Raw genomic sequence first — 12,421 nt, forward strand, 5'->3', positions numbered from 1 at the left:
AACTTTGCCACTGGAATTGAGAATCGTGGCTTATGATTTTTTGACGGGGAGTGTTCCGCAATCGACACGGTTTGTGTGGGTTTTAGGGGGAGGCAGGAGAGCGTCCGACGGGTGCCTCCGACGGGTGTCAGAGGCTTTCGGGGGAAGGGGCCGCGCGCCACGCGGAGGGGAGACAGTGTCGGGTTCCCGACGGAGCCTTGCGCCCGGCCCGCTCTCTGCGGTAGTTCGCGCCCATGTCGTCACCCCTCGTCGTTGGAATCGCCGGTGGCACCGCCTCTGGCAAGACGACGGTCGCCCGGAAGGTCCGCGATGCGCTCGCTGACTGCCGCGTGGCCTTCATCGACCAGGACTCGTACTACCGGGACCTGTCGGACATGACGCTCGCCGAGCGTCGCGAGGTCAACTTCGACCATCCAGACGCCTTCGACACGGAGCTGCTCGTCGAGCACCTGCGCGAGCTCAAGGCGGGCCGGCCCATCCAGAAGCCGGTCTACGACTTCGTCACCTCCAACCGCCAGAGCGCCACCGTGCGCGTGGACCCCGGGGACATGATCCTCATCGAGGGCATCCTCGTGCTCCACATGAAGCAGGTGCGCGACGAGATGAACGTGCGCATCTACGTGGACACCGACGATGACCTGCGGATCCTCCGCCGGCTCGAGCGCGACATCCACGAGCGCGGGTACGACTTCGATTCGGTGGTGAGCCAGTACCTGCGCCACGTGCGTCCCATGCACAAGGGCTTCATCGAGCCCTCCAAGCACCACGCCGACATCATCGTTCCCCAGGGTGGCAACAACGACATCGCCATCGGGATGATCGTGGGAGCCCTGCGCGCCAGGCTGCTCCAGGCCCCCGCACCGCAGCGGTGACACCGCGGAGGAGCTGGCGGCGCCTCGGATGGGCTCAGCCCCGGCGGCGCAGGAAGTCCCTCATCGGGCCGTGCAGCCGCTTCGCCTGGGTCAACAGGCCCGAGTGATCGCACGGCGCGGGAAGCTCGTGGTAGTGCGTCCGCACTCCCGCCGCGCTGAGCAGGTGGTACGTGTCCCGCACGCGCGAAGGAGGCGCCAGCGCGTCATCCGCTCCCGCCACCAGCAGCACCGGTGCCCGCACCTTGGGCAGGCTCTCGGTGACGTCTCCCCCCACGTAGGCCGTGCACAGCAGCGCCCAGGTGTTCGCGTCGAACGTCTCGGAGAAGGCGTCGGCCTCGCACTCCAGCGCCCGCTCGGCGACGTCGGGTGACGGGTACGTGGCGCGGAGTGAATGGGGACCGTGCACCAGCCGCAGGTAGTCCAGGTACTGCTTGCGCAGCGCCCGCTTGGGGCCCTGGCCCGGCGTGTAGTGGCCCTCGCGGAAGTCCGGCTCCAACCGCAGCAGGTGCCGCGTGAGGCCGAGCCGCTCGCGCAATGTTTCTGGCAGGGTCCTCGCGGCCCCCAGCACGACCACCGCCGACACCTGCTCCGGGAAGAGCGCCGCGAGCTGCAACGCCACCAGCCCTCCGAGCCCCACGCCCACCAGCGCCCGAGCGCGCTCCACCTTCATCCCGCGCAGCATCGCCGCCACCGTGCGCGCCATGTCCGTCACCGTCACCGTGGGCAGGGCCGCGCCATAGGGCTTCCCCGCTCGCGCATCCACCGTCACCGGTGACGTGGAGCCGAAGGGGCTGCCGAGCAGGTTGGGCACCACCACGTGCAGGGTGGAGGTGTCCAGCGGCCGCCCCTCACCGACGAGCTCCGTGCCCCAGCCCGAGGGCCGGAAGGCCGCCTCCTCCGCGGGCCCTAGAGCCTGATGCGACTGCACCAGGTCGTGCAGCAGCACCGCAACATTGTCGTCTGAGCGCTCACCGTAAGCACACCAGGCGACCTGGGCTCCGCCCAGCAGGCCGCCCTCCTCCAGAGGGAGTGCAACCGGTAACGCGAAGCTGCCGGTGGTCTGGTACACGCTGGAGAGGTCTCATATCACTAAGGCCGTCATTCCATAGAGACAGGAGCATCTTCGCGTGAAGCGTTATTTCGGACTCATCGTCCTCATCGCCGGCATCGTCCTCGCCGCGGTGATGTCCTACCGGAGCGCGAGCGCCAAGGCAGTCGCGGCTCAGCGAGAGGCGGACTTCACCCGCCTCCAGAAGGACTACCTGGAGCGCGTGGGGTGGCTGCGTACCAATCCGGACGAGGCCTCGTACCGGCAGGAGGTCGCTCCCTTCTTCAAGGCGTACTTCGAGGACGTCACCGAGTATCGGAACCGTTACAAGCTGGGCAAGGAGTTCGACGCGTACCTCGAGGAGCTCGACAAGCGCGCGGAGAAGGACGATCGGGCCCAGGACAAGAAGGCCTTCTACGAGTACACGCGCAAGGTGTTCGACCAGATGCGCGAGGGCCGCTACAAGCCGCAGTGGAGCGCCACCGACAAGGGCATGCGGCTGGACGTGCTGTCCTCGGACGTGGTGATGGTGCTCAACAAGCCGCAGGTGCGGCTGCAGCTGGTGCTCTGGGGCGCGCAGCGCGAGGAGCGTCAGGACGGCAAGGTGAAGAAGATGGTCACCAGCGCCTCCTTCAAGACGCAGTGGAAGCTCACGGACGAGAAGGGGAAGCTCATCGGCGAGATGTCGGGAGAGGATCCGTCGATGAAGATCGACTTCCCCGAGCGCTTCATCGCCGAGTTCCCGCCGCAGATGGTGCTGGGCCACTACGACATGGACCTGGTGCCCAGCGAGGTGAAGAAGATGGAGATCACCTTCAACGTGAGCTCGCGCTCGTCCACGGGTGGCGACGCCGCGGCCAGCTACGTGTGGAAGCTGGACGTGCCCTCCGGGTGGCGGCTCGGCGCGGGTGAGAAGTGGGAGGGCGCCGAGGTCTCCGAGCGTCCCGAGGAGGAGATCGATCCCTCGAAGGCCGCGCAGAAGAAGTAGCCCGCGCAGGGGCCTGAATCCGATGAGGTGATTCGGGCCCCTGCCTCGTGCCGTCTGCCTTGCTCAGACCGTGGTCCGGCCGGCCCGCCTCAGTGCGTCGAGGCCCGCCTCCACGTCCTCGGGCACCAGGTCGCGGAACTTGAGCGGCGGCGGAGTGGACTGGCCTTCCTCGTAGACCATCGTGCGGGGCCGGACCATCTGCTGTTGCAGCATTTCCGTCAGGTAACGCACCCGCTCCTGCTCATCGGCCTGTGCGAGCACCTGCTCGTGCTGAGTGACCACCTCGGCGAGCTGCTCCTCCAGCCGCTGCCGGTCGAGCTCCGACTCCGCGGCTCCCACGATGAGCGGCACCAGCACCGGCGCCTGCGTGAGCGGCAGGTAGAGACCGCGCGTGGTGCGGGCCACCGTCTTGAACACGTCCTCGGCTCCGGCGAAGCCGCGCAGCCCCGGCAGGCAGCCCACCGAGTAGATGGTGATGCCCATCTCGCGGCAGCTCTCGGCCTGCACGTACCAGTGGTGCCCGCAGGGGCAGCCTTGAGGGAAGCCATCGCCGGAGGGCTCGACGCCGTGCGGGGGCGCGTCGCCCACCCAGACCACCACCCGGGCCGCCTTCGGCCGCCAGTCGAGCCGCACCAGATCGTACAGACCATCGGTGACGGACTCGGGGCCGTCGCCGCCACCGGAGGCCTGCATGCGCTCGACGCCCTGGCGGATGGAGCCGATGTCCGAGGTGAGGGGCACCACCCGGCTCGCGAAGGTGGCGTCCTGCGGCGCGTGGTCCCGGTAGCTGACCAGGCCCAGCCTCAGGCTGCGGCACAGCGGCGCTCCCTCGAGCGCGTCGATGATCTCCAGCAGCCGGCTCTTCACCTCCTCGATGTAGGCGCCCATGCTGCCGGTCTCGTCGACCAGGAAGACCAGGTCGAGCTCGCCCACGCCCTTCTTCGCCGCGTAGTCGATCTGCTCCTTCGAGTAGGTGTCCGAGTCATCCGAGCGCAGGGCCATGCCGCCGCGCCGGGTCGTGCCCTGTCGGGGTGGTGGGGTGGCCTCTTCGCTGCGTCCCGTCACCATGCGCTTGAGCGAGTCGAGCACTCCCCCCAGGCTCTTCGCCGGGCTCGCCCTGGCCTCGGATTCTTCCTCCGAGAGGGCCATCTCCCTCGCCCGCTTCGGAGGAGGCGGCCTCGACACCGACCTCGGAGCGGGTGGGGGCGGGCGTGGAGCGACGGCCGGACTCATGAGAGGAGGGGCTCCGCCAGGGGCCATGGAGGTGGCGGGCGGGGCGGCGGGCATCGGAGGCGCCATGGGCCGGCCATGCGAGCCGGTCACCGCCATCGGGTCATCCTCGTCGTCGAACGGGGCCGCGAGCCCTGGAGGCATTTCGGGCTCACTGAACATGGCATCCTCGTCCGCCATCTCCGCGGACATCGGCGCCTCCTCTCCTTCCAGACCGTCCAGCATGGGCCCGCCCGTGGTGGACGCCGTGTACGGGCTCTTCTTGCGCAGGGTCCCGTCCTCGTCCGCGGGAGCGGCGGCGACGACGTCCACGCGACGGGCAGGCTCTTTCACCCGCTTCTCGCTGTCCTCGGCGACGAGCGCCGTGTACGGGCTCAGCAGTGAGTGCCTGAGCGCCAGTCCGAGCACCTCCAGCCGGATGTCCGCCGCCTCCGAGGGCTCACGCGCGAGCCGCTCCAGGCGCGAGTCGATGCGCAGCCGCGCCCACAGCCGCTCGAGGCCCGGCACCTGATCGGACTCGTCGGGCAGGTCCACGTCCACCTCCTGCCGGAAGGGCTCGCCGGTGGCCGTCTTGCCGGTGAGCACGAGCCGGGTCCGGCCCGAGCCGCTGAACCGGCCGATGACCTGGACGGTCTGGCCGCCGAACAGGTCCGGGATGGGGCTCGGGTAGACGTCCACGGGGAGCGCGTCCTCCCAGGACAGGCGCAGCTCGGAGAGCACGGGCCCGGCCTGGCGCACGCGCCGCGCGAAGCGGGGGACCACGGTCTCGATGTCCTCGGTGGGCAGCAGCACGTCGCTCGCGCCGCCGCCCGCGCGGGCCAGCTTCTCCACGAGGTAGCGGTTGACCGCGGGCCCGATGCCGAGCACGTACAGCCGGGTGTCCCGGCCGAGCAGCTCCGGGGCGCGGCGCAGCAGCCGGCCCTCGTTGCCCACGGCGGCGTCGGTGAGGAGCACCACGAGCCGGGTGCGTCCCTCGCGGACCGGCAGCTTCGCGGCGCGCTCCAGGGCCTCCTCCAGCTCGGAGCCTCCGCGGGCGGACAGTCCGGCGAGGAACGAGTCGAGGCGGCCCACCGTCTCGGGGGAGAGGGGGAGGAACGCCTCGCCGAGCCCGTCCGCTGGGACGCGGTCATGGTCGAAGGCGAGGAGCTGCACAGCGTCCTCGGGCCCGAGCTTGTCGAGCATCATCCGCACCGCGCGCCGGGCCTGGGGCAGGCTGCCGCCGCGCATGGAAGCGGACCGGTCCACGAGGAAGACGACGTCGCGCGGCAGGCCCACCTTGCGGCCCGGGCTCTGGCGCGAGGCGGAGACGACGGCGCCGCAGTAGTGACAGCGCCACGCGGGCCCGATGCCGGGCACCTCGCGGACGGCACCGGGGTCCTCGAGCGTGCCGCCGCAATTGCCGCAGCGTACGGCCTTGCCGCCCATGGACTTCGCCTCGGCGGCGTCGGGAGGGGCCTCGAGGGGCGGGGTGACGACGAGCATGAAGGCACCGGGCTTGTCGGCCTTGCGCTCGAAGAAGACCTGGGGCCGGACCCCGCGCTCCGCGGCGCGCCAGGCGAGCACGAAGTCGCGGTTGGGCAGGGAGTCGGCGGGGCTGAGCCGTACGCGCCAGCCGCTGGAGAGGGGCTCACTGAGAACCTGGTGCGAGGGCGAACGGGGTGCGTCGATGGCGCGTCCCGGGTGCAGCTCCACCTCGAGGGAGATGTCGCCCGCCCGGTCCTTCGACGCGGGGCGGGGAGGGCGGATGCGAGCACCATCGTGTACCTGGTCGGTGCCGCCCGAGGCCATGGGCTTGCCGGGCTGGTAGCGCTCGGTGGAGACCATGGGGAAGACGAAGCGCCACTCGCCGTCGTCGAAGGCGAGCCGCTCCTGGTAGCCGAGCATCACCTCGATCTTCTCGCCCTGGGGGATGTTGGCCACGGAGAGCGTGAAGAGGTTGGGGCGCTCCTGCTCGAGCAGGGTGGCGCTGCGGCCCTCGCTGCACGCGGCCTGGTAGGCGCGGCGGGCCTCCTCCTTCTCCTTGATGACGGCCTGGACGGTGCGCTCGCCGATCTGAAAGCTCATCCGGTAGACGGAGGCCTCGTGGGGCAGCGGGAAGAGATAGACCGCTTCGATGGGCCCGCCGGTGTCGTTGCGGAACACCTGCCGGAGCTCGACGCTGGCCATGGGCCCGGCGAGACGTGCCTTCACGTCCGTGTGCTCGAGCGGTAATGGCTGGCCGGTCGAGGTGCGCAGCGTGCCCTGGGTGATGCGGTCGGTCTGCGGTTGCATGAGTCCCCCTATGCTGATGCGGGGGACGACGTTAGCCGATTCGCAGGGCCGTGGGCTGGGCGGTGGTTCTATCCGTAGTAGGATCTACCGAATGAGGCGGCTCTTCATCCCCATGCTTACACTCATCCTGGCGTGTACGGGTTCCAGGCTCTACTACTTGCGGACCGAGCTGCCCAACTTGGAGGGAAGTCTCGATCAGGCGGTGGCGCCCGGTCCTTGGATGCACGAGAACGTTCCTATCGTTGTCTCGGACACAGCCAGTGTTCCAGACGATCTGGTACTGCCCACGCTCAGAGCCTTGATGACCTTGCCGGGAGCGGCGGATGCCTGTGATACGAACACGGGGTATCCGCGCCCCGATGCAGCCGAGTATTGCGTCGCAATCTACAGGACGCCGGAAGATTGGCGCGTGTCATGGCCCATCCGAGATCTGACAGGTGAACGCAGCTCGTGTAAGCCCCCCTTCGGCGGGGTGGAGGATGCAGATTTCGGCCGAGACTTGCCTGTCTTTGGTTTTGCCCACAACCACCCCTGCGCAACCCTGATGAGCAGCCCAGATCTGGTCGCTTTCCCCGAGCTGAAGACAGGTGAAGGATTCTGGGTGGTGGTGTCCTACGCGACAAGCCCCAGCGGTAGACTGGCACGTGATTCACAAGGACAGTTGATTCCAGCATGGGCTTGGCTCGCTACAGGACACAAAGACGAGCCTCGTTTCTACAGGTGGAATCCAGCGGGTGAAGTATTCCGATGGAGTGAAGATACGAAGAGCTGGGAGTTCCAGGCAATCTGTCAGCCCCAGTCATCCGGCATGTTTGGAACCCGAGCATTTTCGCCACGATGCTCACCCGAACTGAAATGGTAGAAGAGCCCTGGATCATGATTCCATGATGAACCCTTATCATTTCTTTCTTCTCATGGCCCTCCTGGCGGATGGGGGAACGGCCACTCCTCAACCCAGCACATCAGGAGTAGATGGAGGAACGGTTGTTTCCCAACCCAGCAGCTCAGGGGGGGATGGGGGAATGGTTGTTTCCCAGCCGAGCGCATCGGGTTTGGATGGGGGAACGGTTGTTTCCCAGCCGAGCCCATCGGGTTTGGATGGGGGGCCTGCTGCTCGCTGGCCTACCGTTGCAGAAGGTATTCGTTGGCCCGAGGAGATTCGCCCGCTGGCCACGTTGGATGGCCCTGCTGTCCTCGCGGCCCATGCTGCGCTGCAACAGTTGCTGGCAAGCTTCCCAAAGGAATACGCGAGAACCTGTTCCCACTCTGCCAAGGCCATGGAGGTACTAGTCGGCGAGCAGGGGGGGATCTATTTTGTCCAGATCAACCAGCGTGTGGAGAAATGTGGAGGGTATGCTCCCGGATTCAACCTCACGTTCGACTGGTTCGAGTTGTACGCCGTATCGCCAGACGGGAAGGTGCTGGCGCGCTATCCGTACTTTCCGTAGTCCTGGGCGGAGGTGACCGGTACGCGTTCTCGGTCCCGGGCCTTCCGCGGGCTCAATTCTCCACCACCGCGAAGTGCGAGCCGAGCCGGTAGGCCGAGAGCGTTCCGAGCTCGTCCAGGAAGTAGAGGTTGAGCCGGGTGTCGGACTGCAGCGCCATCAGGCCCGCTCCCGCCCGCACCTCCGCAAGCACGTCGCCGCTGTCCGGATCCACCGCGCGCACGCGCTCGCCCGGCACCAGCACCACCCCTCGCGAGATGATGGGCTGGAGCGCCCGGGTGAGTTGCTCGCCCGATGCGCCCACGCGCCAGTCCACCTCGCCCGCGTCGCTGATCCTCGCGGCCGCTCCCAGCGCCGATGTCACCAGCACCGCGCCCGGCAGTCTCGCCAGCGCGAACGGTCCCGGCCCCAGGTGCAGCACCCGCTGCCACCGCGTCTGCCCGTTCGCATCGAGGCAGAGCAGCACGCCCTCGCCTTCGAGCTCACCTGCGACGTACACCCGCTTCCCGCTCGGCAGTGGTGTCGAGGGCAGCGACAGTGACGTCTCGTACGTCCACACCGCCTCGCCGGTATGCGCGTCCGACAACAGCAGGGCGAAGTTCGAGCCCTGGCCCAGCGTGGCCACGAAGCGCCGGCCCCACGGCACCGGGGGCCCCAGGAAGGGCAGGGACGCGCTGATGCGGAAGCGCACCTGTCCATCCGCCATGCCCAGCCCGTAGAGGTAGCCCGAGTCCGTCGCCAGCAGGGCGCGGTGGGCGTGGATGCCCAGGTAGCTCCGCCGCGTGCGTGGAGGCGCCAGGCGCCACATCTCCCGGCCCGTCACCTCGTTGATGGCGAGTGCCACCCGGTCATCGGATAGGGTGAAGAGCATCCCATATTGCCGCAGCAGCAGCGGGCCGAGGCGCAGGCCATCGTGGTTGCGCAGCCAGAGAGCTCCGGCGCCCTTGCCCTCGAAGCCGCAGACTCGCACGGCGCTCGCCGCGAGGCTGTAGCCATCCGCCGAGGCCGCCACGCCATGCGTCGCCGCCCTTCGCCACAGCTGCTTGCCCGTCTTGCGATCGAACGCGCACGCCATCCGCGGTGACGAGTACACCAGTCCCTGGCGCCCCATCATGAGCCGCCCCTCGCTCGCGTCCGTCAGCTTGCGCTGCTCCCACAGGTTCTCGAAGCGCAGGCGGCGCAGTCGCCCCGGCACCTTCAACGGGCGCGAGCTCCCAGCCGACGGCGCGCTCCTCGCCACCGCGGCGGCGCTCTCCTCGGCGGGTTGTACCGCCTCGCGCAGGTGCGAGAGCCCCTCGCGGCAGCGCTCCGTCAGCTCCACCAGGTAGGGGTTGTTCGCCAGGGATCGCTCACGCTCGGACATGGCCACCGCGAGGGCCTGGCCCAGGTGGTACATGGCCGCGACCAGCGCCTTGCCCTGAAGGGGGAAGGTAGCTCCGCCCAGTCGAGCCTCTCCCGTCTTCAAGTCCAGCATCAGCTCCGGCCGGAGGCCCGAGGGCTCGAAGCTGTAACGTGGCTCGCCCAGCTCCACCGCCCGCGCCAGCTCCGCCGCCTGCCGGGCCAGCTCCAGCGCGGTCAGGAAGGGCGGCCCCGGTGCTCGCCACGCTACCGGGCTCTCCGGCAGGGATAGCCACACCTCTCCCGGGCACAGCAGCGAGGCCAGTGCCGGGCCTTTCTCCCTCGCCGAGCGGCGCAGCACGTCCTCCGCGTCCTCCAGCGCGAAGCCGAAGCCGGGCAGGGTGGGGGGCGCCACTCGCCGAGTGAAGGGCTGGGGACGCAGCTCCTCCGGGTGGCGGGGCGGCTCCTCCAGCTGCCTCAGCGCCCGTTCGAGCGCCTGCCCGTGGGTCTCCGGCAGCATCCGGGGCGCCACCCGGGCCATGTCGTCCAGGAAGCCCTGTCCGCACACCCGCGCCGCCTCCGCCAGCTCCTCCGCGTCCAGCTTCAGCGGTGGCCGCAGCAGCCGGGCCGGCCGCGAGAGGCTCGCCACCTGCAGCTCGATGTCCGCTCCTGAACGTCGCAGCACCAGCTCCAGGTGAGCCTCCGCCAGCGACGCCTGGGCCAGCCGCCCCCCCGCGTGTAGCGTGGCCACGGCGCCCACCAGCGCCGGCACCGCCTCCACGAGCGGTTCCTCGACGGCACCCGGCAGCACATTCACCCCGTCCAGATCCAGCGCCACGGAATCGTGTGGCGGGTCCGCGGGTTCGCGCTTCCATCGATGTCCGATGCGAAAGCGGATCATCCCTTCCCCATTCGTTGACAACCCAGAATAGCGATGGCTAGCATCCGCCGCCTATACGGACCTACATTTTTGTAACCGTTTGAAATTGTTGGGGAATCGCCGATGACTTTTTATGAGGCCGCTCTCCGTGTGCTCGAGAGCGAAGGACGACCCCTCACCTTCCTCGAGATCACCGAGAAGTCGATCGCTCAGAACCTGCTGTCCCACGTGGGGAAGACGCCCGAGCTGACGATGCTGTCGCGGCTCGCGGCGATGGCCCGCCGGACGCGCGATCGCAAGGTGATTGTCACCGCCAAGGACACCTTCGCGCTCGCCGACTGGGCGCTGCCGGAGGATGCCGAGGCGCTGGCGTTGACGGGAGTGATGGAGGCGCATCCAGAGGAAGGCCTGCCCCCCCTGCGGCCGGTCGAGCGTCACCCGGAATCTCGCTCGGACAACGTGCGAGTGGCGGGCCGGGGCAGTGAGCGCAAGCGCCGCCGGGAGGACGAGGAGGAGGCAGGCCGGGGTGGCCGCCGCCGCCGCTTCCCGCCGGTGTCGGAGGTGGTGTTCGAGATTCTCAGCGAGGCCGAGCAGCCGCTGCGGCCGGAGCAGATTCTCGAGCAGGCGCGCACCAAGGAGCTGGCCGCCGAGGACACCACGGTGGAGCTGCTGCTCACCGCGCTCCTGGAGGACAACCAGCGCCGGATCGACGCGGGCCGCCGTCCGCAGTTCTCCTTCTCGACGGAGACCGGGGCGGTGACGCTGGAGCGGGCCGGTGCGCCGAGCGAGGCGCCGCCGCTGGAGCTGCAGGCCGCCTTCGCCGCGGCGCTGGGGATTCCGCTCGAGGACGGGCGTCCGGTGCTGCCGAGGGCGGGTGCCGCCGCCGCCGCGACTCCCGAGGCCCAGGCCGATGCCGCGCTGCTGACGGTGGCGCGCACCGCGGTGAAGGACGCGCGCAAGGCCGTGGCGCGGGCGCTGCGCAAGCGCCTGGGCGAGCTGGACGTGGGCACCTTCGAGAAGTCCGTCGTGAAGATGATGCACGCCCTGGGCTTCCGCGAGCTGAAGGTGGCCAAGCGCTCCAAGGAGGGCCCGCTGCTCACCGCGCGCAAGCGTGAGGGCAGCGTGGACCTGCGCTACGCCATCCGCATGCTCAAGGGCTCGCCGTCGCTGGACCGCAAGGCGGTGCAGGAGCTGCGCAAGGACCTCGGCCACTACTCGGCCCAGGTGGGCCTGCTGGCATGCGCCGGGGACGTGCGGGGCGATGCGCGCACCGAAGCCCAGGCGAGCGGCTCGCTGGTGATGCTGTGGTGCGGGGATGCGCTCGGCGAGAAGTTCCTCGAGGCGAAGGCCGCGGTGAGCGTCACCACGGTGGAGCTGTACGACGTGGATGAGCGCTTCTTCGAGGTGGCGAGGCTCGAGGCCGACGAGGCCCAGAAGCGCCGCGAGGAGCGCCAGCGCGAGAAGCTGGCCCGTGCCGAGGAAGGCGAGGAGGCTGGCGAGGAGACCGAGGCCGCCGCCGCGCCCGCCGAGGGGGGCGAGGAGACGTCGGCCCAGAAGCGCAGGGAGCAGCGCCGCGAGGAGCGTCAGCGCGAGCGGGAGGAGCGCCGCGAGGAGCGTCGCCGCGAGAAGCAGGCCGCTCGGGCTGCTCAGGCCGCGCAGAAGGCGGAGGCCGCCGGGGAGCCCGGTCCGGTCGCCGCCGCGCCCATCGAGGCCGTCGCACCCGCCGCCATCTCCGAGGAGGAGCAGGGCGAGGAGGGTGAGGAGGAGGGCGAGGACGAGGATCTGGAGGCAGCGAGCGCCTTCGTCAACGGGGCTCCGCCCGAGGGTGCTGCGGCGGGTGAGGGCGCGGCCGCGGGTGAGCGCAAGCGCCGCCGCCGCCGCCGCCGGGGTCGTCGCGGCCGGGGTGGCCGGACCGAGGGCGCACCGGGTGAGGCCGGTGCACCCGCGGAGGGTGCCGCCGCCGCGACCGCCGGAGTGACGCCCGCCGAGGGTGCCGCCGAGGCCACGACCGCGGGGGTGACGCCCGCCGAGGGGGCCGTGACTGGCGCCGAGGCCCCTTCGCCGGCTCCCATCGCCGAGGCCGTACCCGCCGAGGCCATCGCGGCTCCGGGTGAGGCGACGAGGACGGCCGCCGAGTGGCAGTCGCCATTCCCAAGTGTTGAGAGTGCCGCTCCGGCCGAGGCCCAGCGCACCGCCGCGGAGGAGTCCGCCCGGGCGGCGGCCAGGCACGCGGAGTCCGCCGCCGAGGGGGCTCGTGAGCCCTCGGAGCCGGAGCCCTCCAGCGGGCCTGGTTCCTCGGGGGGCGGCTCGCCGGAAGGCGGGACGACCTGACGTCCTCGCGCTCTCCTT

Annotated in this window: 7 protein-coding genes; 4 read left to right on the forward strand and 3 right to left on the reverse strand. The window is 69.8% G+C overall.

Annotated elements, in window-relative coordinates; genetic code table 11:
• Positions 1–233: 233 nt before the first annotated feature.
• Complete coding sequence (gene udk, locus DAT35_RS01050) at positions 234–872, forward strand: uridine kinase (protein ID WP_108064986.1); 639 nt, start codon at positions 234–236, stop codon at positions 870–872.
• A 34-nt stretch (positions 873–906) separates the two neighbouring features.
• Here the strand turns inward: udk and DAT35_RS01055 are convergent, their stop codons facing one another.
• Positions 907–1,941, reverse strand: a complete 1,035-nt coding sequence (locus tag DAT35_RS01055) for an alpha/beta fold hydrolase (RefSeq protein WP_108064987.1) — start codon at positions 1,939–1,941, stop codon at positions 907–909.
• Positions 1,942–1,999: 58 nt separating this feature from the next.
• On the opposite strand from DAT35_RS01055, the gene DAT35_RS01060 reads away from it, so the two are divergent.
• Entirely contained in the window at positions 2,000–2,908 is a 909-nt protein-coding gene (locus tag DAT35_RS01060; RefSeq protein ID WP_108064988.1) for a hypothetical protein, read from the forward strand.
• Positions 2,909–2,971: 63 nt separating this feature from the next.
• On the opposite strand, the gene DAT35_RS01065 is transcribed toward DAT35_RS01060, so the two are convergent.
• Positions 2,972–6,409 carry a VIT domain-containing protein gene (locus DAT35_RS01065; RefSeq protein WP_108064989.1) on the reverse strand — a complete coding sequence of 1,146 codons (3,438 nt, stop codon included), beginning with the start codon at positions 6,407–6,409 and terminating at the stop codon, positions 2,972–2,974.
• A gap of 884 nt (positions 6,410–7,293) precedes the next feature.
• On the opposite strand from DAT35_RS01065, the gene DAT35_RS60455 reads away from it, so the two are divergent.
• Complete coding sequence (locus DAT35_RS60455) at positions 7,294–7,857, forward strand: hypothetical protein (protein WP_233261239.1); 564 nt, start codon at positions 7,294–7,296, stop codon at positions 7,855–7,857.
• Between the two features lie 52 nt (positions 7,858–7,909).
• Here the strand turns inward: DAT35_RS60455 and DAT35_RS01080 are convergent, their stop codons facing one another.
• The gene (locus tag DAT35_RS01080) at positions 7,910–10,093 is read right to left on the reverse strand and encodes a PQQ-binding-like beta-propeller repeat protein (protein WP_108064991.1); all 2,184 of its coding nucleotides are present in this window, start codon (positions 10,091–10,093) and stop codon (positions 7,910–7,912) included.
• Positions 10,094–10,222: 129 nt separating this feature from the next.
• Here DAT35_RS01080 and DAT35_RS01085 point away from each other — a divergent pair, with 129 nt between their 5' ends.
• Positions 10,223–12,403 (forward strand): restriction endonuclease, encoded by a 2,181-nt coding sequence (locus DAT35_RS01085; protein WP_369945012.1) that lies wholly within the window; start codon positions 10,223–10,225, stop codon positions 12,401–12,403.
• The last annotated feature ends 18 nt before the right edge of the window (positions 12,404–12,421 follow it).

It is taken from the genome of Vitiosangium sp. GDMCC 1.1324, assembly GCF_003044305.1.
In the GTDB taxonomy this organism is placed as follows: domain Bacteria; phylum Myxococcota; class Myxococcia; order Myxococcales; family Myxococcaceae; genus Archangium.

Bases quoted from the DNA above. Each gene is read 5' to 3' on its own strand.
- DAT35_RS01080 (WP_108064991.1), bottom strand. From the start codon at position 10,093: ATGATCCGCTTTCGCATCGGACATCGATGGAAGCGCGAACCCGCGGAC.
- udk (WP_108064986.1), top strand. From the start codon at position 234: ATGTCGTCACCCCTCGTCGTTGGAATCGCCGGTGGCACCGCCTCTGGC.
- DAT35_RS60455 (WP_233261239.1), top strand. From the start codon at position 7,294: ATGATGAACCCTTATCATTTCTTTCTTCTCATGGCCCTCCTGGCGGAT.
- DAT35_RS01065 (WP_108064989.1), bottom strand. From the start codon at position 6,409: ATGCAACCGCAGACCGACCGCATCACCCAGGGCACGCTGCGCACCTCG.